The organism is Roseobacter weihaiensis (assembly GCF_020622345.1).
In the GTDB taxonomy this organism is placed as follows: Bacteria; Pseudomonadota; Alphaproteobacteria; order Rhodobacterales; family Rhodobacteraceae; genus Roseobacter; species Roseobacter weihaiensis.
The window spans coordinates 53081-75936 of sequence record NZ_JACNMO010000020.1; the positions used below are offsets into that span (position 1 = coordinate 53081).

The following is a 22856-nucleotide window of genomic DNA, read 5'->3' on the forward strand; positions in this document are numbered from 1 at the left end:
AGCGGTAGTAGTCACTCAGAAGTAACCTGAAAGAGACAGCCATGGCCGACCATCCACACGCATCCGATCCTCAAGAAGCATTGGTAGACGAGGCTGTCTTCCATGAACGCTATCCATCACGGCGTCTTCTGGATCTGATTGCAAATCGATGGACTCCGATTGTACTGTTCTGCCTTGCGTCGGGCACACATCACTATGGGCAAATGCAAAGGCGCATTCCCGGCATTTCGAAAAAGATGTTGTCCCAGACCCTGAGGAGGCTGGAAACGGATGGTCTGGTTCACAGAGAGGTCTATCGCGTTGTTCCTCCGAAAACCGAATACGAACTGACAGAACTGGGGTGGCGGCTTCACGAACCCGTCCGCTTCCTCTGCAGGTGGGCTGCGGAGAACGCCGAGGTTTTCGACCGCATAGAGCGCAATCGAACGGCAGCCGCAGTTTCAGAGTAGAGGCGCATCGATATGCGGAAATCGCGGCGCCCGGCGCTGATGAGAAACCGGCCTTTGCCTAAATGGTCAAGCGCTGCAGCGCAGCTTCGCCAGACCGGATTTTTGTTGCCTCTGCATGATCGCGGTGATCTGTAACTCACAATTTGGGGGACGTCCGAAACGTCGCATCATCCTTGCAGCGAGCCTATTCTATTCGGTTATAGACGGCCCAAACCAGCCTCTCCCAATCACGTCTAGTGCTGCATTGCAGCTTCCCAAGAGCCGACATCCATTGCCGAACACCTGATTACAGAACTTGGCTTGACGCGTGTTAGCCTGGTGGCTGGCCGAAATCAGTTCCCGATGTGTCTCAAAGCCTGGCAGTGAGACACTATACTCTATGCGGTGTCTCACAGGCGCGATCGCTTTTGCCTCAGTCTCGCTGTTCGGGCATATTGTGAAGACCCTTGCGAAACGGAGAACAATTTGCCCCACGAGATAACAAGCGAACACGATGCCCTGGTCGCCGAGTCTTGGGAGCGATGCCGGAGCAAGTATGGCTTGGAGCCCCGCGCAACCAAACCGATCCTTCGCCTGCAACATCAGGAAGTGTCGCAAAGGCTTGAGCGACTGAAGGACACAAGCAATCGCATTTTCCGTGAAGTTGACCGTGCCGCTGCAATTGTTCGCAAACGGGGTGGCCTTATGGTGCTTTCGGACGCAGACAGGATCGTCGTCAATGTCGTGCAGAGCAAAGCCTATACATCCCGCAAAATGACAGATGGCATCGCCGTCGGAAGCTGTTGGGACGAGAAGATCGCCGGGACCAATGGCGTTCACATGGGTCTGCTCTCGGGCCGGCCGTTTACGGTTCGGGGCACCGATCATTACTACAAGGCACTTGAAAGCTTCGCATGTACCTCCGTACCGATCCTCGATGCTGAAGAGGTGCCGATTGGGTCTCTGACACTCTCTACGATCGATCGAAGGGTGGGAGCCGAGTACGAATTCGCTCAGAACCTACTTGGGGTAACGGCAAGTCGGATCCACCGAGAACTCTTCCTGAGCAAGCATTCAGATCGGAGAATTCTGAAGGTTGCGCGATCTGGTTTCCCGCCAGCAAGGGAGGCGCTTCTGGCCATAGACGATGAAGGGTTGGTCTGCGCCGCCTCCTCTCCCGCACTCCAGACACTTGCAGTTTCGGACGCGTCGCAAATCGTGGGCGAGCAAATTGAGAACTTGCTGGATGTTTCGCTTCACCAGGTGGACGGCGGGCTCGAGCGCACGCGCGTGGGCCTTGTCGATGGGGAAACCCTATTTGCCGAAGGTGTAGAACTCGAACGCTCTGTTCGGCCCGCGCCTGGGAGGCCCATGACGGCAGTCACCCGGCGTCGGCACCCTGCATTGGACAAGCTAGCCGTTGGCAATCCATCGCTGAAACGGCAATTAAAACGCGCGGCTCAAGTCCTTGCAGAAGGCGTTCCCGTGCATGTTTGCGGCCCTTTGGGGGCAGGAAAGTCGACTGTGGTTCAAGCACTGATCGCGCAGACCGACCCGAAACAGGATGTGTTCACGATCAACGCGACCCGCTCCGAACACTTGCAGTCATTCAATGTCGAGGTTCTGGAACAGATCTATGCTGGCGCGTGTCTGGAGGATTTGCCCCTTCAAATGCTCGTTATCGAAAACGTCGAGGATCTGCCCCAGTCGGACCAGGAATGCGTGGTCCAACTCATGGAACGATTGGAGCGTGACGCCGCCAACACCGCCGGATGCGGTGCGCGGAACCTGAGGGTTGTGACCACATCGCGATGCGTTCCTTCTGACACGGAGGGCACGCTGCGAGAGGACTTGCTGTCCCATCTAGCTGCAACGACAATCCGACTGGAGCCACTGGAGGCACGGCCTGATCGACGCGCCATCCTCTCTGCGATTGCGGAACAACTTGCGACCGAGGTGATTGAGATCACCGAAGACACGTGGGCGATATTCGAGCAGTATTCTTGGCCGCGCAATATCCGCGAAGCATGGTCCGTCCTGCGCGAGGCTGTTCTGTGTGGCGACGGCCGTCAGATCACGCCGGTTGATCTGCCGGACCACCTTCAAACTGCGTCATCGGTTTCGACGCCTCTCGGGGCAAAGTCTTACTCCGAAGAGGACAGAATCCGGGACGCACTGAACACAACGTCTTGGAATGTTAGTCTGGCCGCGCGCAATCTTGGAATCGGGCGCGCGACACTCAATCGGCGCATCGCGCAGCTCAACCTCAAGCGGCCTGGCCGCGCATGAAATTGCGCGGTGGGCCGCTGGGTTCGGGATACCGGCTTTGCTTAGAAGCTGAGGTGAGCTGTGCATGAACTCTGTCTACGGCCTCAACCATAATCCGTCCGATCCAGCCGAACGACGCGACTGATTAGGTGTTGGGCCACGCCAGTGCACATAAGGTGCAGACGCGGCCCAACGGGGAGGAAACCAATCAGAAGCGGTTAAAACCCGCGACGCGTGCGTAATAGGCTGGCTTCACACCATCCAACACTTGCCGAATGTATTCGCCAGGTTCCCCGTAGACACTCGCTTTGATCCCGCCAATCGCTTCAAAGAAGCGTCCGGCGTAGTTCTCTGCGAAATTGCGAACATGGATTTCACCCTGCTCGATGTCTTGGTAGCGTTCGTGGATGTGGCAGGTTTCGTCGTCGTCTGCGAAGTTCCATTCATAAACCAGCGTCCCGGGCTCATTTTCTGCCTGGGCGACCAGTTCCCACATAACGCTGTTGAAGGTTGACCGGTTTTCAGGCGGCACCCTGACATCGAGAAACACATGGATCGTTTGATCTGACATTCCTTAAACTCCTTTCCCAAGGCTGCGCTCCAAAGAGATCAGCCGCGGTTGTAGAGCGACACCGGTCCGGCAAGCTCCGTCCCGTCGATTGCGTGGCGCACGTGGTTGATCGATGTCTCGTGGACGTGACGAACGGCCACTTCCATCGGGAAACGGCGCAGCTCTTCCGACAAGATCTCGTTGCCCCAGGGTCCGTCGTAACCAGAGTCTTTCACCGCTTTGATGAAGCCGATCACGTCGAAGTTGCCTTCACCGAGCGGACGACGCGTGTTCACCGTCAGTTCGATAAAGCCGGGTGAACCGATACGTTGGAAGAACTGGGCGTACCGCTCATCATTGGTGAGCCAGCCATCGTCCAACTCGATCCCTTTGATGTCACCAGGCTGAAGTGCTGCGATGTCCTCATAGGAAATGCCTGCGATGTTGTTCACGTGCCATGTGTCGAGGAAGATGCCCCCATTGTCTGGCCCGTCCGTGACAGCCATGGCTTGGTCGATGGTTTGTCCGTTTGGATCCGGCGGAAGGATTTCCATGCATACGTTCACATCCGATGCCTCGAAATCAGCGCAGAGCGCCCGGAAGTTGCGGTTGGCCTCTTCCACGGAGACCGGGTTACCAAGGTTGCCGCACTTGAGGTTGGTTGGCTGTAAGATATTGGCGGCTTCGATCAACAGCTCGCGGATGGGCTGCTCGCCCTGGCGGCGCGCGTCTGATGGATCATGCATCCACTGCGTCAGGAATTCGATCTCATTTGTATCGAGGCCGTTTTCGTCGAGGATGCCTTTCATCCAGCGGAACTTGTCAGCGTTCGTGCTGCCTGGCGCTTCCCGTTCGAGAATGTAGGCGAGGTCATCGTGGAAAAGGCCCATGCCCTGAAAACCGGCGGCCGCAACCTGTTCGGCACGGTACTTGAACGGGATCGGGCTCCACATCCGACCGGCAAATGGCACCACGGGACCCATATGGACCCAGCAACTGGCGATGAGCCGGTGGTTGCCCCCTCCGCTGGTCTGTGCCGTGGCTTTTGTGGCTGCAAATGTGCCAGCTGCCAATGTCCCGACAGCGGCGGCTCCCAAAGCCGCACCCTGCAGAACGTCGCGTCTGTTCATATCTTTGGTCATTTTTTCCTCCCTTTGAGGTTAGTTCTGAGTGGTGCCTTGCGGGGTTAGCTCCCGGTTAGCTCCACCCACTCCCGACGCGCATCCTCCTCGATGCGCGACATCTCGGTGGCCTCGCCGCTTCTTTGAGCGGTCGATGGCAATTCGAATGGCTTTGAGTTCTTCCTAAGGCGCGCGAGCAAATCGGAGATGGCGTCAGTGCGTTGCGCGTCGCTTAGCCTGTCACTCAATGCGATGTGTGCCTCGTCTTGCGGGCAAAAACCGGTCCTAAGGCTGTCTTCAAAGGCCGAGACCGCATTCACAACGTCTGTGATTTCGCAATCGACAAGGATCAGAGCGTGTGCGAGCACCGCCTGACGATCGCTAGATCTGCATCGACGCCATCTCTGGGCCGTGCCAGCGATTTTGCGCCCCTCGACCAGAACGTTGAAATCGCCGTCGCAGAATGCGCCGTTGGCAGGGCCAACAGATGCGTCCAGGTCAAAGTTGCGCAATGCAGCGACGATTGGATCGCAGATTGTCGCGTATGCGTTGTCAACGCGCGCACCCTCTGGTAGCTCGAATGCGATTGCTACGTTTAGGATACCAGGACCCTGGGGAGTGGTCCCGCCGCCTGTCCTACGGATCGCCACCGGCCATCCCCGTGACGCGGATCGTAGTGCTGCGTTCGAATAGCCTGCGCGACGTGTGACTTGAGTGGGCACCACCAAGCTTTGGTTCGTTGTCCAAGCCAAACTCGCACGAGAGATTTTGCCCTCCGACACTGCTGTGAGCATCCCGAGTTCGGCGTTCAAGCCGTCTTCCGCTGTCTCAAAGTGCGTTGGCGTATGTGCGTCAATCCTCATCACGCCGCCTCGATCTCCTCGCAGATCGCTGTCAGCGCGTCTGCCGCCGGCGCGCCATCAATTGCGCGATGATCGAATGTGAGAGAGAGCCCCATATGTGGACGCAATTCCAAACCACCGTCCTCTCCCCGAACGGCGCGATCGGTCAGCCGCCCGACACCGAGAATAGCAATCTGAGGTGTATTGATGATCGGCGTGAACTGCTCCACTCGAGACAGACCAAGATTGCTGACAGTAAAGGTGCCGCCGGTCATTTCGGTCACTGTCAGTTTGTTTGTGCGTGCGCGTGCAACCAAATCCTGCCGCGTGACTCTGAGAGCAGCAGCATCTTTTCCTTGGCTCTCGAACATGGCTGGTGCAACGAGCAAGCCGCCATCAAGGGCGATGGCCACTCCGAGATCGATGTTCTCGGAAAGGTGAACCTCTCGATCTTTTACAATGCCATTGATTTCCGGTCGCTTTGGAATGGCTCGGACGACAGCCTCCAAAATTAGGTCTTCGATTGAAACCTTGATGTCCTTCTCGGCGAGCTTTGCCTTCTTAGCCAGCAAAGCAGTCGCGTCTGCTGACCCGTGGTGGGTCAGCTGCGCTGCGGTCGCCAAGCTTTCGGACATCTTATCCGCGATCATGCCTCGCGCACCGCGTAGGGGAATGACCTTGTTCTGAAGTTGTGTTGCTTGCGACATTTCGGCGGTCCGCTTTATTCGATGGAGGCGATGACATCGCCCTTGCTGACAACGTCATCGACTTTGCGGCCGAGACGGATGGTGCCTGCTGTCGGAGCTTCGATTTCGTGCTGAACCTTGGCAGTCATGATCTCAGCTATCAGCATACCTTCAGTGACGCTCGCGCCGTCGCTCACCAGCCACGCTGTCAGTGCCGCTTCTTGGTCTTCTTCCCAAAGGTCCACCGGAATAATTACGTCAGTCGCCATGCAAGTTTCCTCTGTTCGCAGGCCGCTGCGTGCGGCCTGCGTGGCTAAAGTTGTTGGCAGGATTGCCGGTTACGCCGTCTGCAACTCTTTGTAGGCAGCAACGATTTTTTGAGCGTTGGGCAGACAGAACTGTTCCATCACCCGAGCAAAAGGGATTGGCACGTCCGGATAGGCCACGCGCTTGGGCGGGGCTTTGAGGTTCGTGATCTCGTTCTCAACAACAGTCGCGATGACCTCAGCGGCAACGCCGTAGCTGGAGTAATCTTCATCGACGACGATCAAGCGGCCTGTTTTGGCGACCGACTCCCGGATTGTATCCCGATCAAGCGGTACAAGAGACCTCAGATCGACCACCTCGGCCTCTACGCCACCTTCGGCGAGTGTTTCGGCTGCGCGCAGCGCATGATGTACACCGATGCCAAGGCTAACGATCGTGACGTCTGTGCCTTTGCGGGCAATCGCAGCCTTTCCGATCGGAACAGTGTAGTCTTCCTCGGGGGTGTGGACGATTGCGCCTTCTTCAGTGCCAAGCCAGCCCATGCCCTGAAGCCCTTTGTGGTACATGTAGACCACAGGACTGTCATCGCGGATCGCCGCCGTCATAAGGCCCTTGGCATCATATGCGTTCGAGGGCGCGACGACTTTCATACCCGGCAGGTGGGCAAAGGTGCCGTACACACACTGTGAGTGCTGACCTGCATCCGAGTACCCACCACCGGTCGAGGTCATAAGCACCATCGGTACTTTGACGCTGCCCCCGGAAAAGTAGATGTTCTTAGCCATCAGGTTGTAGATCGCGTCGAAGCAGACCCCGAAGAAGTCCACGAACATCAACTCGACGACGGGTCGCATTCCGTCCATAGCCGCGCCGACAGCTGCGCCAATGAAGGCAGTCTCCGAGATCGGGGTGTCCCTGATCCGATCGGTTCCAAACTCATCTGCCAGACCGCGGGTGTTTCCGTAGACGCCGCCAAGAGCAGCCAAGTCTTCGCCCATGACGAACACTTTCTCGTCACGGCGCATTTCCTGAGCCAGGGCCTCGGCCATGGACCGAGCGATTGTTAGCTTGCGTTCATTCGATTGTGTCATGTCTCGCTCCCTCCCCTTAGGCGAACACAGACGTCAAAGCGTCTTCAGGCGCCGGATCATCGCTTTCGCGCGCAAACGCGATCGCTTCATCCACACGGGCCTGGGATTTTGTTTCAATTTCGTCGAGCGCAGCCTCGGTGGCATCACCGTCAGCAATCAACCGCGCGCGCATTTTCGGGATCGGATCGGCTTCAAAGAGGCCATCTTTCTCCCCTTCGGGACGGTAGCCTTCCGCATCACCCATAAAGTGTCCGGCCAGGCGGTAGGTCTCGACTTCAATTAGGGTTGGCCCCTCGCCTGCCCGCGCCCGTGCGATGGCTTCGCCTGCGATATCATAGATTTTGTAAGGGTCGTTGCCTTCGATGTAATGGCCGGGCACACCATACGCGGCGGCCCGAACATCATTACGCTCAACTGCGGTTGACTCGCGCTTTGAAACAGAAATGCCCCAAGCGTTGTCTTCGATGACGCAGATGAAGGGAAGCTTCCACACCGCGGCGAGGTTCATCGTCTCATGGAATGCACCCTGGTTCACGGCACCCTCGCCGATAAAGGCGACAGCGACGCCGGGCTTCTTCTGCAAGACGCGGGACAACGCCGCGCCAGCTGCAGGTCCCATCCCTTGGCCGATGATCCCGGAACATGCGAAGTTCACGTCAGGATCAAAAATGTGCATATGACCTCCGCGACCGCCAGACAGTCCGGTCTTCTTCCCAAAGATCTCGGCAGCCATCCGTTTCAGATCCACACCTTTGGCAATCGCCTGGTGGTGGGGTCGATGCGTGGCAGTGACAATGTCTTCTTCTTTGAGGTGCGCACACACACCAACGGCGACAGGTTCCTGCCCGTCACTGAGATGCATCTCGCCCGGGATAGTCCCGTTGGCCATGTTGAAGACTGGCGTTTTTCCCTCGAAGTAGATCTTGGCAATGGCCTCCTCAAAACGGCGACTCGTTACCATGTTCTCATACATCCAGAGAAGTTCGTCGCGTGACGGACTCATAAGCTTCCTCCCTTGGTCTACCGATTTTCACGGCTTAGTGGCGAAACTTTGGGAAGGTGCACGGCAATTGAGCAAGGCGAAGACGTTAACGGCGCGGTTTTGCGGCCTTGACCTGTCTCAACCTGTCTCGCGAGACAATTCGGGGATCTCGGATTGTAAACCTGACTGTCGGCGCTTGAAGTCTTCGCCCCAAGACCGCATCGACAGCAGGAGCGGTTCAAGCGTTTGTCCGAACTCGGAAAGGCGGTAATCCACGTGCGGCGGAACCTCCGGGTAAACTGTTCGAATGATTACACCATCCTCTTCAAGCTCACGGAGTTGTAGGGTGATCATCCTTTGTGTTGCGTTTGGCGTGAGACGGCAAAGCTCACCAAATCTTTTGGGTCCGTCGAGCAGGTGGAAGAGCAACACAGGCTTCCACCGACCGCCGAGCACGCAAAGGGTTGCTTCGACATCGCATCCGGTCCGCCAATCGTATTTTCGAGACATTGAGACAGGTTCCCTTCCAATTTGATACTTACAAAAATGTAGGTACTTGGCATTTTGTCCGTGAATGACACATCTCCGGCAACTTTCAAAGTAAGGAGTCGAAGATGAAAGCTTATGAACTGATCGATGGCGAAAGCCTGAGCGCAATCAAGATTGTCGAGCGCCCGGATCCGACGCCGGGACCGAACGAGGTTGTGATTGACGTCAAAGCGTGTTCCCTGAACTACCGAGACGTTTTGATCGCCAAAGGGACTTACCCTGCCCTAGGGCGCACAACAGGCGTTGTTCCGCTGTCGGACGGCGCGGGCATCGTTTCAGCGGTAGGTGACAAAGTAACAGGCTTTGCGGTTGGTGATCGTGTCGCTGGTGCCTTCATGCCCGACTTTGTAGCGGGAACCCTGACTCCTGAGCTTCAGGCTGGATCGCTCGGTGGTGCCGTTGACGGCATGCTCACGGAAAAAGCGGTTTTGCCCGCCCACGGTGTCGTGCACATCCCCGATCACCTTTCATTTGCGGAAGCTGCGACACTGCCCTGCGCCGGCGTCACCGCATGGTACGCAAACTTTGTCGGCGGCAACGTCCAGCCGGGCGATACAGTTCTCCTTTTGGGGACAGGCGGCGTTTCGGTGTTTTCATTGCAGTTTGCCAAACTCGCCGGAGCTAATGTGATCATCACGAGCTCGAGTGATGAGAAGCTCCAGCGCGCCAAGGACCTGGGTGCCGACCATACGATCAACTACCGCTCCAACGAGGATTGGCAGAACGAGGTGCTGGAACTAACAGGCGGTGTCGGTGCAGATCACGCCGTCGAAGTGGGCGGTCCAGGCACGATCAATCGCACACTCGAAGCAGTTCGATATGGTGGGTCGATTTCCTTGATGGGCGTTTTGACCGGCATGGCTGATGCGGTCGCCACCGGCTTGATCCTCAGCAAGAACATCAAGATCCAAGGCACATATGTCGGGAGTGTCGAAACTTTCCGCGACATGAACAAAGCGATTGATCATCACAAGATGACACCAGTTGTAGGAAAGAGCTTCGGCTTTGATGAAGCAGTCAAAGCATTGGAGTTCCTGGAAAGCGGGCAGCACTTCGGAAAAGTGGTCATCGACTACGCTTAACGCGCCCGCCGCCCCGGTCGCTGTCTCCTCCCAAGTGACCGGGGCGCATTTGCTGGTAATGCCTCAACACCTGATCGAAACAGCATTGATCGCAGCGTGCGATCGCAAGCTCGGTTGGCGGCTAGGCAAGCCAAGCGAACTTGAAGGCTGCCCGGGCTATTGTGTGCCGCTTACTTTCATTCGAGCATGTTTGAGACGGTCAAAATCCTCGCCAGCATGATAGCTCGACCGGGTAAGAGGCGAGGCCGAGACCATCAAAAACCCCTTCCCCCATGCTGCACGCTCATAGCCTTCGAACTCTTCGGGCGTCACAAACCTGACCTTCCCCCGCGATTAGGGCCGGTTTGATCTGGAATTTTCCGGTGGGGTTTGAGTGTTGAGCGGCAGCGTGGAGACCGCAAGAGTCTCAGGCGCTGGCGCGGTGGTTTTCATTAGGAACTCCGTTGGGGATAGGTATCCGAGCGCCGAATGCGGGCGCTTGGTGTTGTAGTAATTTCGCCATCTCCCGATTTCCTCACGGGCGTGGCGTAGAGATCTGAACCAGTGGAGGTTCAAGCACTCATCCCGGAACTTGCCGTTGAAACTCTCCACGAAGGCGTTTTGCACTGGCTTGCCGGGCTCGATGAACCGCAGGCGCACACCGGTGCGCTCGGACCAGTCGAACATGGCCTTGCTGGTGCCTTCCGGTCCGTTGTCGAGGATGATCTCCTCCGGCAGGCCAATGCGGAGGGCCAGGTCATCGAGGAACCGTGCCACGCGTGCCCCGGGGATCGACACATCGACAATTTGGCCAGGGCAGAACCGGCTGTGGTCGTCGACAATGTTGAGCACACGGAACCGGCGATAGTCAGCGAGTTGATCGCTGACAAAGTCCAATGACCATCTTTGCATGGGCTTCTCCGGCACCTGCGGCGCGACCCGATCCCGCCTGGGCAGCTTGCGGCGCTTCTTGGTGCGAACCTGCAAGCCATGCTCAGTGTAGAGCCGATACGTGCGCTTGTGGTTCACAACGAGACCTTCGCGGCGCAGCATCGCGTGCAGCCGAAGATAGCCATAGCGCCGGTTCTCAGATGCCAGTTCTTTCAGGCGCTTGATCGCTGCCTCGTCATCCTTGAACAGCGGCTGATACTGCTGCACTGACCGCGCCAGCCCGACGATCCCGCAGGCCCTGCGTTCGCTCAGGCCCATCTCGCTCACCAAGAAACCCACAGCTTTGCGCTTGGCCATGGGGGTCACCAGTTTTTTGCCAGCAGTTCCTTCATCGACGACATGTCCAGCATCTGGTCCGCGACGATCCGCTTGAGCTTGGCGTTCTCGATCTCCAACTCGCGCAACCGCTTGGCCTCAGACGCGTCCATGCCGCCGTACTTCTTCCGCCAGCTATAGAACGTCGCGGAGCTGATGCCGTGACGCCGACAGATGTCGTCCGTCTTCGCGCCCGCCTCGCTCTCCTTAAGCACGCCGATGATCTGTTCTTCTGAAAAGCGCTTCCGCTTCATGGGTCTTCCTCCTTCGTCCATTCAAAGGTGGAAAATTCCAGTTCGCAATGGCCCGGATATCGGGGGGAAGGTCACCGCCAGCGTCGTGAACCCGCGCCGCATGTCGGTCACACCAGCGGCCAGCCAGACACGCGTGTTCGCCGGGACAGGGATCATGCTGATAGCCCACGGATCAGCCGGGCCAGTGCTTCGGGGTCGTAGCCACCGATGATCCTCAGGCGGTGACCGGCCGCGATGTCGATCTCAATGGCGCTGTGTGCGGGATTGGCGTCCGGCGTCGGGGCTGTGTCTTTGTGCTGGGTCCGGTCCACAATCTCCACAGGAAGAAAACATGCCGTCTCAGCAACCTCGTCTTCAATGATCTCAGGGTCCGGTGCAAACTTGGGATCACGCAACCATTTGTGGATCAGGTTGGTGTTCATGGCATAACGCCGCGCCACCTGCGCAACCGATATCCCCGGCGCGCATGTTTGCGCACAGATCGACACCTTCTCCTCGTCCGACCAGAACCGCTTCTTCTGACCCTTCTTGCCCGCCATATCCGCCCTCAAGATGTCCACTATCAATGGTGGACACTATCAACACACTCTATGACGCGTCAGAGCAGCGAGGCCGGACGCTTACAGCACCTCGAAGATCGATTGCTTTGCACGCGCTTCCAACGTCTGATTTATAGCGGTAAAAGCTTATCCTCTGTCTTCAGTCAAAGCCGAGTTTTCAAGCGTCCAAGTCGTCTGAAAACGATCTACCGATCGCAGAGACTTTGCCTGTAAACGGTAGGCGTCTGCCCAACCATCTGTCGAAACATACGCGCAAAAGCTTGCGGCGTCTCATAGCCTACCATCGGCGCGATATCCGTTATGGTGAAGTCAGTTGTGTCGAGCAGCAGCTTTGCCTTCTCGATGCGCCGGGCGGTCTGGAATTTGTAAGGCGCAAGGCCGGTCGACTTTTTGAAAGCACGGCAGAAGTGGAAGACCGACAGGCCAGCGATATCTGAAAGCTGCGCAAGTGTAATTTGGTCGGCCAAATGATCAGTGATAAAGTCCGTTACACGCTTCAGAATGAAAGGCGATAAGCCACCATTTTTCTGCTCAACCGGTCTTTGGGCCATGGTGTTCAGTGTCGACACCATAGTCATAATGGCACCCTCAACGAACATACGTCCGCGAGGGTTTCCAGCCCGCGCCTCTCGTACCATTTCATCAAAAATGTTGAACAAAAAAGGTTCGGTCAGATGCTGACAATGAATGCGTCCAAAATCTCCGCCTCTCGGTATATTTTGACCAGTTGTAATGCCTTCGAGATAGTCAAAAGGAATTGTAATGAACTGAAGACGATGATGGCACTCGACATAAATGTCCGTTGCAGAGTTCGGGGGAACTAGGACGCCGCCACGACACGCGAGGTTGGAACGAAATCGCCCGGCACCAAGATCAGCCGTTGCCATTCCATCACCACCCACGATTCTTGTGATGTTTAGTTCAGGCAAGGATGCCGCCGACCAGTCTCCTGGGCTTTGATCTGTTTCGACTATATTGATGCAATCAATGGCCGTCGGGTAAACGCCAACAAGCGTTGATCCGTAGTTTTCCTTATAGAAAGAAGCAAAGTCAGAGTATTGTTTTTGCCAAATACGCGCCATCGTTAAGTTTCTTCTACGCAGTGCCAGATCAAGACAGAAATGATGCCGTTTTGCGTGATCGCTTGCAGCGAACGATAAGGCACAGCCAACCCATTCATAGTTTTAACGTTGAGCCAAAGATCCATTATATAGCGTCTCGTTTCGAGGCATGGTTTTAAGTAGGTACTATACTGTTGGCTGTATCCATAATCAAACCGTTCAGCTCGTCGTGAAGTAAATGCCACGATGATACCGCAAGACCGAAACCGCTGGCGCAATATCAGAACCCCATAGTCGCTCAGAACAAGCGTCGGATCGTTACACACTGTTTGATATTGAATGTTGCCTATAAGCGGTGGGGGTTTGTCCAACCACTTGACGAAACATGCGTGCAAACGCCTGAGGCGTCTCATACCCGACCATCGGCGCGATGTCCGTTATCATGAAGTCGGTGGTATCAAGCAGCAGCTTCGCTTTCTCGATGCGCCGGGCGGTCTGGAATTTGTACGGCGCTAAGCCGGTGGATTTCTTAAAGGCTCGACAAAAGTGGAAGACCGAAAGGCCCGCGATATCAGCGAGTTGCGCAAGCGTCACTTGTTCGGTGAGATCGTCGGAGATACAATCTACCACCCGCTTAAGAACTACCGGAGAGAGGCCGCCGATTTCATGCCTGACTGGATGCTGCGCCAATGCGCTTAGTGTCGACAGCAAAGTCATCACGGCACCTTCAATGAACATCCGGCCACGCGGACTACCTCCCCGCACTTCCTTTACAATTTCATCAAATATGCTGAACAAAAATGGATCCGTTAGCTGACAAGAGTGTATCCGCCCAAAATCTCCATCTTCCGGGACACCAAGGCCCTTTGTAAGACCCAAGATGAAACTGTAGGGAATTGCGATGAACTGAATACGGTGTTGGCGCTCGACATAGATATCTGTTGCAGTGTTAGGTGGCGTGACGACGCCACCTCGCTTCAAGAGACTGTGGCGAAACCGTCCTGCGCCAAGATCGATGGTGGCCAGTCCGTCGCCCTCGACTATCCGCGTAATTACAAGCTCTGGAATCGCCGCATCAGACCAATCTCCTGGCCCCTGATCAGCTTCAAATACTTTTATTTGATCAATTGCGGTGGCGTTTATACGAACAATAGAAAATTTATAATTTTCCTCATAGAAGGATAAGAAATCAGAATAGCCTCTTTTCCAAACACGCCCCATATCTAGCAAATCTTAGTAGTATGATGGCTGAAGAACCCCAATTGGCCCAATCTCGCATGCTGGTCAAACCGAAGAAAACAAGAAACATAAGCTGGGCCACAACTTATTCGGAGGTTTAGATTGTGTCCAAGCATTTTTTCCTCCCGAATCTCGTTGGTGCCGTATCTCAGGCAGCATTAGCCCTTCGCACGTTTGGAGCAACCTATGTAGAAGTTCTCAGGTCGTTTTTCAAACAGGGCTGCGAACCGCGAGCAACACAGTGCGACTACACAGCAAGATCGCAACCTTCGAAGCAACATCTGATCTTCATAGCAGCTCGTGATCAGGCAATGCTCGTACATGGGCATCCACCCAGCATGAGAGGTCAAAGACATGTACAAAGTTATCACGGCGCTCTCTTTTGCTTTGGCAGGACCGGCCATGGCCTGCGGAGCGGACAGTGACTGCGCTTTGGGCAATCGCGTCTATCGCATCGTGGAAGCCGACCGTCCCGGGCTCGGTGCTCTCATATTCTTCCATGGCGTCGGCGGCAGCGCGGCCGGCACCATGGCAAACGAAGCGTTGCGTGAGTTTGTGGAACGGGAGGATCTGGCGCTGGTCGCTGCGGAGGCAGCATTGGATGATTGGAACATTCCAGGGTCTCCTACGACGTATCAAGCCGACGCGGTTGACGAACTTGCATATTTTGACGCGTTGCTCGAAAAGCTGGAGCGAGAAACCGAGATCGATCCGACACGCATGTTTGTCGCCGGCTTCTCGGCAGGCGCGATGGTCGTCTGGACGCTGGCCTGTCATCGATCTGACGCGGTTGCCGGGTTCATCCCCGTGTCGGGGACTTTTTGGGAGCCTTTGCCGGGTCAATGTGGCTCGCTAGATGCCGATCTCATTCATTATCATGGTCGGCAGGACGACGTCGTCCCGATGCAAGGTCGCCCGGTGGCAGACAGCCATCAAGGTGACCTGAATGCCGCATTTGCTTTGATTTCGCAGACAAGCGAGTTTAGTAGATCCATTTCGCAAGAGCGGTCCGAACTGTCCTGCGATCGTCGCGAAGATGAAAGCGGGCAGCGCTTAGAACTCTGCACCTTCGACGGCGGCCATCAGTTCCGGGTCAGCTTTCTTCAGGATGCATTTCTCAAGTTCGACGCCAATCGTCCAAACCAGAACTGACCGTCACCAACATGCGAAGTATCGCAAAATTGATTACGATAGCGCAGCACCGCGGACCCGCTCGACTCAAATGGATCACAGACTGGTCTACCGGCGTGTGGTGGCAGATGGCCGGATCAGTTGGAGGGCAGCCTTTTTCTGGTTGGTGTTGGTGTGATGCCCTTCAATACTTCCTTGGCATCCACAGCGCCTTGCACTTTACCCTCTTGTGCCTTCAGAAGATGTTCGTCCTGTTCTTCTGCACGTCCTACAATCTCGATCGCTTCGTCTTCCGAGGCGCCCATTGCGCTGAACGCGTGTTCTGCCATCAGATAGGCCGCCGCAGCCGTTTCGCGTATGACAGCGTCGACATCCGCTTCTTTCAGACGAAGTGCATGAACGCGGTCCCATGCTCGCACCACGAGACGGGCCTGATCAAACTCCCTCTGAACTACCGCAACCACTTTGTCCGTAACCGCTGGCACGTCTGTGCAGACAAGAATCAATCGAGCATCTGCTGCACCCGCTGCACGCAATACATCTCGGCGCGTGCCGTCCCCATAATGCACCCTGCATCCAAATCTGCCTGCCTCGTGGATGCGATCCGCGTTGCTGTCCAGCAACGTGACCGAAACACCCTCGGCCAAAAGCGGTTGTGCAACCAACTGACCGACACGGCCAAATCCTATAATGAGAACCTGACCGTCTGCATCTTCAAAGTCTTCACGGGGGGCTGCTTGAGAGGCATCGCCGATGACCCTATTGCCAAACCTGTCGACGAGGGTGGAAATCGCCATGGATAGAGAAACGATGGAAATCAAAATCGAAGCTGTCTGAATATCGATCAATTGGCCTGTCGCGGCTGCAGCAAACAGGACAAAGCCAAACTCCCCGTGTTGCGAAAGCGTGAAGGCCAAACGTGCAGCATCTTCATGTTTCGACTTGAACAGACGCGAGACGGTGTAAATGGCAAGCCCCTTTAGGCCGACGCAAACGGGAACAGCTATCAGGATCAGCGCCCAGTTTTCGCGTAGGGTCTCAAGATTGATCGTCAGCCCAACCGCGAGAAAGAAGAGCCCGAGGAATAGTCCGCGAAACGGTTCAATATCCGCTTCCACTTCGTGGCGAAAGGCTGACTCTGCCAGCATGACACCTGCGATGAAGGCGCCCATTGCGTAAGAAAGACCGACCGCATCCATCAACAACGCCGAGGCGATCACGAGGCCAAGTGCACTGGCCGTCATGATCTCGGGCAGTTCTGCCCGTGCGAGGATACGAAACATCGGGTCCAGCAAATAGCGGCCGATGGCTATGAGAAGACCAATGGCCAGCAAACCGAGACCCACCGCCCACAGACCTTGTCTCCACGTCGTCGGATCGCCTGTTGCCGACAACAGCGTGACGAGCAGAAGTAAGGGAACAATGGCAAGATCCTCGAACAGCAGGATCGAGATCGCAGTGCTGCCATACGCTGTATTGCGCTCGCCCTTTTCATCAAGTGACTGCAGCACAAGAGCGGTGGAGGACAGTGCAAGCCCGAGCCCAATCACCAGGCTCGCTCTCCAATCCAGACCCAGAAGATAAGGCGGGCCCGCCAGGAAGGCGCCGCAAACAAGTACCTGAAGCGTACCCCGCCCAAAAATAGTCGATCTCATCTCCCAGAGCCGCGCCGGTCGAAACTCCAACCCGATGATGAACAGGAAGAGGACGATCCCGAACTCGGCGAAATGCAAAAGTTCTTCAGGATGGTCCGATAGACCGGATGTCAGCAGAAGACCTGCAACAATTCCTGCGGCAAGATAGCCAACGATCGTTCCGACGCCCAATCGCTTGGAAATGGGTACAAGGAGGCAGGCAAGAATGATCAGGCAAAGCGCTTCTAGGAATTGGAGTTCCAGAGCGCTGAATCCGAAGTCTTCCACGCGCATCTAAGCAGGACCGTTCAGCAAGCCGCGCAGCACCTTGATTTCATCCTCGACAATGCCATGGCCCGCACCGGGATAGATTTGCACGGACATCTCCGCACCCATCTTGGCGAACACCTCCTGGCTTGTGCGTACGCGCGCGAGAGGAATATGAGGATCGCGTTCGTGGCAACCGATGAAGAGCTTGGTGCCGCTGAACCGAGTGTTGTAGTCGAACTGCTTCGGACGATATCCGTAAAGCGCATCCTGAGCCGGACCCGGATCCTCTCCCGTCCCGACAAGCCCTCCGGACAATCCAGCCGCTGCATAGAGCCCTGTGCCATTGCGCGCGGTATATTCAAGTGCCAGACAGGCCCCCTGACTAAAACCCAAGATCAGGGTGCGTTGCGGGCCTATGCCTTGGGCCTTAAGATTATCGACCGCTTTGCCGATCAAACCAAGCCCGGAAGACAGTCCCGGTTCGTTGTCGGCCAATGGAGCAAGGAAACTCTGAGGCCACCAAGACCGCCCCGCAGCTTCGAGGGCCACGAAAGCGATATCCGGCAGGTTCAAGTGCTCCGCAAGATCCAGCATGTCCTCCGGGCTTCCGCCGCGACCGTGCACCAACACGACAGCCAGACGCGCCCGGTTCAGCGGCGCACCCGCCTGCATCAAGCGACCTTGTCCGTGTGGGTCATGCATCATGTCGCATGCGAAGGTTGTTTCAGAGGCGGAAGAATTTGTTCAATGCGGGATCGCATCGGCTCGTGCTGACGGGGGAGCATAAGGCTTTCGCCGAGCGCATCCATCGGCTCATCCGTTGCAAAACCGGGCGGATCCGTCGCAATCTCGAAGAGCACACCGCCAGGAGACTGGAAATAAACCGCATTGAAATATTGCCGGTCAGTCTTCGGCGTCACATCAAACCCTGCGGCAAGAAGACGGTCCCGCCATTCCGTCTGGATGTCGTCCGTTTCTGCACGAAACGCGATATGGTGAATGCTGCCAGCGCCTTGCCGACCAATGGAGGGCGCGTCCGAGCGCAGCAGATCTATGGCCGCGCCCCGGGCCGTACCGGGCGCGGTGAAGCGTTGCCGGGTTTGGCCCTCCTGTGTGGTTTCGGGACCGGACTCATACCCAAAAATATCAGTCAACAGCCGCGCAGTTGGCTCTGCATCATCAAGCCAGAGTGTCACCGAATGAAAGCCATCATCGATGGGCGTGTCCTCATCCAGTGGCGGGTGATCCGCGATGTCGGTCTCAACGAATTCGACCCGAAGCCCGTCTGGATCGATCAATGCGATCATCTGATCCCCGAAACGATCTGACGGATTATCAAAATCCACTGCTGCTTCGGCCAACATCATCATCCAGGCATCAAGCCCACCTCTGGGAACGCGGTACGCCACGGCGCTTGCCATGCCCGGGCCTGCCCGTCCCGGACCTGCATGCGCAAACGGAAAGAAGGTGAGGATGGATCCCGGCTCTGCCGCCGCGTTGCCGTAGTAGAGATGATAAGTATCAGGTGCGTCAAAGTTGACGGTCTTTTTCACCAATCTTTGCCGAAGGATCCCAGCATAGAAGTCGAGGTTTTGCTGGGGTGGACCGGAAATGGCAGTCACATGGTGCAGCCCCGGAATGGTGTGAGACATCGTGAATTCCTTTCGCGTCAAAGATCGGCCGTCTGGTTTCAGGGATATGACACACCGCCCGTGGCACGCTGTGGTGCGTCGTGCTTGTCCGGCAAAGGAATGAAGTCTTCCTCATCCCCGGGCACAGTATCGAACCGGCCGCGACGCCATTCCTCCTTGGCCATCTCGATCCGATCCGGACGGGACGAGACGAAGTTCCACCAGATATATCGCAGTCCCCCCATTGGCGCGCCACCAAAGAGCATCATCCTTGCGTTTGAAACGGCCTTTACAGTGAGGGCATCCCCCGGTCTCAGGATCAAAAGCTGCCCCGGTTCGAACCGATCGCCAGCAATCTCGATCGTTCCTGTCAGCGTGTAGAGCGCGCGCTCCTCCATCTCGGGATCGATTGGCAAGGACGCATCGGCATCCAGATTGATATCCGCGTAGAGGGTCTCCGATGGGGAGCGCAGAGCCGATGTCGCACCAAACGCGCGCCCGGCAATCACACGAACCCCGGCGCCGTCAGCCTCGACTATGGGCAGGTCGCTTTCACCGTGATGCACGAAAGCAGGATCAGCCTCTTCCTGCGCTTCCGGAAGGGCCATCCAGGTCTGCAAACCAAAAAGTCGCTGACCGGACTTCTGCTTTTCCGCGCTCGTCCGTTCGGAATGCACAATACCGCGACCGGCGCGCATCCAGTTGATCGCTCCGGGTCGGATTGTTTGTTCCGTCCCCAGCGAGTCGCGATGCAAAATTTCGCCTTCGAGCAGGTAGGTGACGGTTGCCAGATTGATGTGGGGATGCGGGCGCACATCAATGCCCTGATCGGTCAGAAACTCGGCTGGCCCCATCTGATCGAAAAAGATGAACGGACCGACCATCTGACGTTTGGTGGATGGCAATGCACGTCGCACCATCATCTCTCCAAGATCGACGGCCCGGGGGACAATAAGTGTTTCGACAGCGTTGACGGTCTCTGCATCACCCAAGACAGGATCGGGGCATGGGCTCCAACTCATCTATGTTTCCTCTTTCATGACAAGGGCCGCGGGACCAAAGGTTGTCCAACTGGACATTCCAGAGACTTGCGCGGCCATCCCGCCGTTTCCGCAGCGGCTTCGTAAGTTGATTGCAAAAAGGCCATCAAATCCTTCTCGGGATCGGGACTTGTTCTGACGGCCCCGTATGGGAGCAGAAACTCTCCCAGATTACTGTCGAAATATGCGGCCGCGGGAAGCACGGCGCGGTCGCTGAAGCCCTCTGGGACCGGATAGGCATAGGAATAGAACATGGCCTCTTCCGCGCCATTGCCGCCGGGCCAAAACCCGGCCGACGAGACTTCGTGGCTGTAGGCCTCGCGAGTCACCGCATCGGGCAAATTCGGAAAGCCGCCCGGATGCAAAGGTGCACCCCGTCCAGAAAAGCGTGTGACGGCCAGGTCGAACGACCCCCAAAACAGATGGACCGGTGAGACTTTGCCAAGAAATCCGGTTCGAAAGCGCGAAAACACAGGTTCGATACGCACAAGTGCCGCATGAAACCTGCGAACCGCTTCAACGTCGTAGGAACGTTTCGCAGTATCTTTCTGAAACGGCAGTGCATCGGGCAGTTCGTTGGGATAGCCATCAATATCAAGCTGGCCGCCTACTTGTGCAATCAGCGCCGCGGTCGCATCATAAAAGGCAGCGACGCTCATGTCTTCCAAGGGGAACATCGCCCGCTGCCCATCCGAAGTTTCGGCAACGACAGATGCATCGTAGACGTCAATAGACACCGTCACCATCAAGTCGTTGTCAGGAACTGGCCCGGTCGTTAGCCCCCTCGGCGACACGTACAAAGTCGCGTGCCAGGAATGATTTAGCCATGGTGCATGCGACAACCGATATTTGCCAACGATCTGCGTGCATAAGTGTAAAAACGCGCAGGTTCTTTGCCAATCGGCATACGGGATGCGCGGCCAGGGCAAGCCCACTCTCATATCATCCAACTGCTCTCTCCTTGCTCATAACGCGATCCACACCTCCATTATATGAACTTCTACAATGGGAGGGCTCTCCGGTTAAGCGCAGGACTTGCTGTGTGGGGCCATTCTTGCCCACAAGAACGTTGGCTCAACTGATCAGTGATCAGCCAGTCCACGCGCACAGAACGTCAAACCGCAAGAGTTGCACCGGAATCGCAAACATCGAACCGCGCGCACATGTCGTGCTTGTTAAGTCAGCAAACAACACTCACCACTCACGGAAGGACTGACTAAATGACGACGCTTTATACAATGGCCGGAACCTGCGCCCTTGCACCTAACATCGCTGCAGCATGGCTTGATGCACCGATCGAGGTCCGCAATCTGGAGCGCGGAGATCACGCGAAACCCTATTTCCTGGCAATCAATCCACGTGCGCAGGTGCCTGCCGTCCAATTCGACGATGGAGATACCCTGACCGAGGCCGCCGCAATCCTGACTTGGCTCGGCAATACCTACGGTAGAACCGACGACTCTCAATTGAAGCGCAAGGAAGCCGAGGCGCTTTCCTACATGACGAGCGAAGTACACGCCGCATACGGACCCCATTTCGCGCCTCAGCGGTTTGCGGACAGCGACGATGCGCGATCCGATGTTCAAGCCAAGGCCTACGAAAAATTGGCCGCTCATTATAAGCGGCTGATGCAGACCCTGGAGGAGAATGGGGGCGAATGGTATTTGGGAGAACGCAGTCTTGCCGATCCCTATCTCTACGTTCTGACACGTTGGATCGACCTTACACCTTTGTCGATTGATGATTATCCAGCGCTCAAGGCGTTTCGTGAGCGCTTGGAGAAGGACGAGGATGTCCTATCGGCGCTTAAGCGCCAGAGCATGGAACCTCTTACCTAGCAAATCTTAAACAGCCACTGGCGGCAAATCGCCAACCCTTGAGCGTGACGACCTTTCCGCCGCCGCAAAACTGTTCAAAAACGGGCTCACTTTGCCAAACCGTTTGGAACACATTCAAAGGAGCGCCGACATGATCGATCGCCGACAATTCACCCTGGCTGCCACCGCTGCAATACTGGGAACGCCGGGGTGAGCCGGACGGCACAGGCGCAATCATCTCTGCCGCCCAATTCCCCCCGCAGAGGACTTGACCCGCTTTTTGATCCGACCGCCTATCCATCTGACTGGGGTGGTGACGAGCAGGTCGTGATGCTGGCCTATCCGGGCATGACGCTTCTCGATCTCGTCGCTCCTCAACACATGTTCGCAGCCATGCTCGGCGCAACCGTGCGTATCGCAGCAAAGACGCTCGATCCAATCCGCAGCGATCTGGGGATGACTATACAACCTGATGTCACCTTCGCCGACGCGCATCCTGAACCCGATGTGATCTTCACCCCAGGCAGTATTGCCGGCACCTTCGCAGCGATGGAAGATACTGAGACAGTCGACTTTCTTGCCGCGCAAGGCGAGCGTGCACGCTACGTGACTTCTGTCTGCACCGGTGCCATGCTGTTGGGACAAGCAGGACTGATCGACGGCTATCGCGTCTCGACCCATTGGTTGGCAAGACCTGCCATGGACGCGTTCGGCGCGACCGCAACGGATGAACGCGTCACCAGAGACCGCAACCGCCTGACAGGCGGCGGTGTGACCGCAGGTATCGATTTTGGTCTTACGATGGTCGAGGAGTTGCGCGGCACCGACTACGCCCAGAGCGTCCAATTGATGGCAGAATATGCTCCCGCGCCACCGCTCAATTCAGGCACACCCGACACCGCTCCGCCTGCGGTGCGAGACCGGATGGAAGCGGCTTTCCCAGGGTTTGAAGAACATGCGAGGGCCGTTGCGGCTCGCCGTCGCTAGGGGCAGAACTTTGGTAACGGGACCGCTGCAGTCAAGATTTTAGAACGAACGGAATACTCACCAGAGCGGTGCTTGTGGTTCGTTGTGTCCGCGCGGCTTTTTGCTGAGGTCCTTCGGTTGG

At 56.5% G+C, this 22856-nt stretch carries 23 protein-coding genes and 2 pseudogenes; 6 read left to right on the plus strand and 19 right to left on the minus strand.

All coding sequences use genetic code 11. From position 1 onward, the window contains the following. The first annotated feature begins 41 nt into the window (after positions 1 to 41). Positions 42 to 449 (plus strand): winged helix-turn-helix transcriptional regulator, encoded by a 408-nt coding sequence (locus H7847_RS18865; RefSeq protein WP_227271034.1) that lies wholly within the window; start codon positions 42 to 44, stop codon positions 447 to 449. Positions 450 to 989: 540 nt separating this feature from the next. Continuing rightward, the gene (locus H7847_RS18870) at positions 990 to 2717 is read left to right on the plus strand and encodes a sigma-54-dependent Fis family transcriptional regulator (protein ID WP_227271035.1); all 1728 of its coding nucleotides are present in this window, start codon (positions 990 to 992) and stop codon (positions 2715 to 2717) included. Between the two features lie 187 nt (positions 2718 to 2904). Here the strand turns inward: H7847_RS18870 and H7847_RS18875 are convergent, their stop codons facing one another. The 8 genes from H7847_RS18875 to H7847_RS27250 all read right to left on the minus strand — a co-directional run bounded on the left by H7847_RS18875 (position 2905) and on the right by H7847_RS27250 (position 8745). After that, entirely contained in the window at positions 2905 to 3267 is a 363-nt protein-coding gene (locus H7847_RS18875) for a putative quinol monooxygenase (protein ID WP_227271036.1), read from the minus strand. 38 nt (positions 3268 to 3305) lie between these two features. Next, positions 3306 to 4388, minus strand: coding sequence for a sugar phosphate isomerase/epimerase family protein (locus H7847_RS18880; protein ID WP_227271037.1), 1083 nt, complete (start codon positions 4386 to 4388; stop codon positions 3306 to 3308). Positions 4389 to 4432: 44 nt separating this feature from the next. Continuing rightward, positions 4433 to 5230, minus strand: coding sequence for a lipoyl protein ligase domain-containing protein (locus H7847_RS18885; protein ID WP_227271038.1), 798 nt, complete (start codon positions 5228 to 5230; stop codon positions 4433 to 4435). Then, positions 5230 to 5916: a 2-oxo acid dehydrogenase subunit E2 gene (locus H7847_RS18890; RefSeq protein ID WP_227271039.1), complete on the minus strand. Its 687-nt coding sequence runs from the start codon at positions 5914 to 5916 to the stop codon at positions 5230 to 5232. The genes H7847_RS18885 and H7847_RS18890 overlap by 1 nt, the downstream gene beginning before the upstream one ends. A 14-nt stretch (positions 5917 to 5930) precedes the next feature. Continuing rightward, the gene (locus H7847_RS18895; protein ID WP_227271040.1) at positions 5931 to 6164 is read right to left on the minus strand and encodes a biotin/lipoyl-containing protein; all 234 of its coding nucleotides are present in this window, start codon (positions 6162 to 6164) and stop codon (positions 5931 to 5933) included. 69 nt (positions 6165 to 6233) lie between these two features. After that, complete coding sequence (locus H7847_RS18900) at positions 6234 to 7253, minus strand: alpha-ketoacid dehydrogenase subunit beta (protein WP_227271041.1); 1020 nt, start codon at positions 7251 to 7253, stop codon at positions 6234 to 6236. Positions 7254 to 7269: 16 nt separating this feature from the next. After that, on the minus strand, positions 7270 to 8256 hold the full coding sequence (locus H7847_RS18905) for a thiamine pyrophosphate-dependent dehydrogenase E1 component subunit alpha (protein ID WP_319799783.1): 987 nt from the start codon (positions 8254 to 8256) through the stop codon (positions 7270 to 7272). A 117-nt stretch (positions 8257 to 8373) separates the two neighbouring features. Further along, positions 8374 to 8745, minus strand: coding sequence for a winged helix-turn-helix transcriptional regulator (locus H7847_RS27250; RefSeq protein WP_227271042.1), 372 nt, complete (start codon positions 8743 to 8745; stop codon positions 8374 to 8376). Positions 8746 to 8849: 104 nt separating this feature from the next. Between H7847_RS27250 and H7847_RS18915 the strand changes: the two genes are divergently transcribed. After that, positions 8850 to 9866 carry a zinc-dependent alcohol dehydrogenase family protein gene (locus H7847_RS18915; RefSeq protein WP_227271043.1) on the plus strand — a complete coding sequence of 339 codons (1017 nt, stop codon included), beginning with the start codon at positions 8850 to 8852 and terminating at the stop codon, positions 9864 to 9866. A gap of 156 nt (positions 9867 to 10022) precedes the next feature. Here the strand turns inward: H7847_RS18915 and H7847_RS18920 are convergent. The 6 genes and pseudogenes from H7847_RS18920 to H7847_RS18945 all read right to left on the minus strand — a co-directional run. Continuing rightward, positions 10023 to 10184: pseudogene (locus H7847_RS18920) on the minus strand (lipoyl synthase); the annotation flags it as partial. A 15-nt stretch (positions 10185 to 10199) separates the two neighbouring features. Further along, positions 10200 to 11365, minus strand: a protein-coding gene (locus tag H7847_RS18925) for an IS3 family transposase (protein ID WP_406676022.1) whose coding sequence is annotated in 2 segments (ribosomal slippage) — positions 10200 to 11113 and positions 11113 to 11365 — 1167 coding nt in all. Because the reading frame shifts where the segments join, the coding sequence is not laid out codon by codon here. Positions 11366 to 11440: 75 nt separating this feature from the next. Beyond that, positions 11441 to 11521: pseudogene (locus H7847_RS18930) on the minus strand (IS66 family insertion sequence element accessory protein TnpB); the annotation flags it as partial. Next, positions 11518 to 11904: an IS66-like element accessory protein TnpA gene (gene tnpA / locus H7847_RS18935; RefSeq protein WP_227271045.1), complete on the minus strand. Its 387-nt coding sequence runs from the start codon at positions 11902 to 11904 to the stop codon at positions 11518 to 11520. The gene tnpA and the pseudogene H7847_RS18930, both read right to left, overlap by 4 nt. 206 nt (positions 11905 to 12110) lie before the next feature. Then, positions 12111 to 13007, minus strand: coding sequence for a helix-turn-helix domain-containing protein (locus H7847_RS18940; RefSeq protein WP_227271046.1), 897 nt, complete (start codon positions 13005 to 13007; stop codon positions 12111 to 12113). A gap of 297 nt (positions 13008 to 13304) precedes the next feature. Further along, the gene (locus H7847_RS18945; RefSeq protein WP_227271047.1) at positions 13305 to 14207 is read right to left on the minus strand and encodes a helix-turn-helix transcriptional regulator; all 903 of its coding nucleotides are present in this window, start codon (positions 14205 to 14207) and stop codon (positions 13305 to 13307) included. A 372-nt stretch (positions 14208 to 14579) separates the two neighbouring features. Between H7847_RS18945 and H7847_RS18950 the strand changes: the two genes are divergently transcribed. Next, complete coding sequence (locus H7847_RS18950; protein WP_227271048.1) at positions 14580 to 15377, plus strand: alpha/beta hydrolase family esterase; 798 nt, start codon at positions 14580 to 14582, stop codon at positions 15375 to 15377. A gap of 116 nt (positions 15378 to 15493) precedes the next feature. Here H7847_RS18950 and H7847_RS18955 read toward each other — a convergent pair whose 3' ends face one another. Genes H7847_RS18955 through H7847_RS18975 form a run of 5 tightly spaced genes read right to left on the minus strand, consistent with a single transcriptional unit; the run spans position 15494 to position 20872 of the window. After that, entirely contained in the window at positions 15494 to 17284 is a 1791-nt protein-coding gene (locus tag H7847_RS18955; protein WP_227271049.1) for a monovalent cation:proton antiporter-2 (CPA2) family protein, read from the minus strand. After that, positions 17285 to 17965, minus strand: a complete 681-nt coding sequence (locus H7847_RS18960) for an alpha/beta hydrolase (protein ID WP_227271050.1) — start codon at positions 17963 to 17965, stop codon at positions 17285 to 17287. After that, on the minus strand, positions 17962 to 18912 hold the full coding sequence (locus tag H7847_RS18965; RefSeq protein WP_227271051.1) for a ring-cleaving dioxygenase: 951 nt from the start codon (positions 18910 to 18912) through the stop codon (positions 17962 to 17964). Before H7847_RS18965 ends, H7847_RS18960 begins: the two co-directional genes overlap by 4 nt. A gap of 38 nt (positions 18913 to 18950) precedes the next feature. Further along, complete coding sequence (locus H7847_RS18970) at positions 18951 to 19913, minus strand: pirin family protein (protein ID WP_227271052.1); 963 nt, start codon at positions 19911 to 19913, stop codon at positions 18951 to 18953. Between the two features lie 14 nt (positions 19914 to 19927). Beyond that, a complete protein-coding gene (locus tag H7847_RS18975) occupies positions 19928 to 20872 on the minus strand; it encodes a DUF5996 family protein (RefSeq protein WP_227271064.1) in 945 nt (314 codons plus the stop codon). Between the two features lie 279 nt (positions 20873 to 21151). Between H7847_RS18975 and H7847_RS18980 the strand changes: the two genes are divergently transcribed. Beyond that, positions 21152 to 21769 (plus strand): glutathione S-transferase family protein, encoded by a 618-nt coding sequence (locus H7847_RS18980; protein WP_227271053.1) that lies wholly within the window; start codon positions 21152 to 21154, stop codon positions 21767 to 21769. Between the two features lie 309 nt (positions 21770 to 22078). Continuing rightward, positions 22079 to 22735 (plus strand): DJ-1/PfpI family protein, encoded by a 657-nt coding sequence (locus tag H7847_RS18985; RefSeq protein ID WP_227271054.1) that lies wholly within the window; start codon positions 22079 to 22081, stop codon positions 22733 to 22735. Positions 22736 to 22856 lie beyond the last annotated feature (121 nt).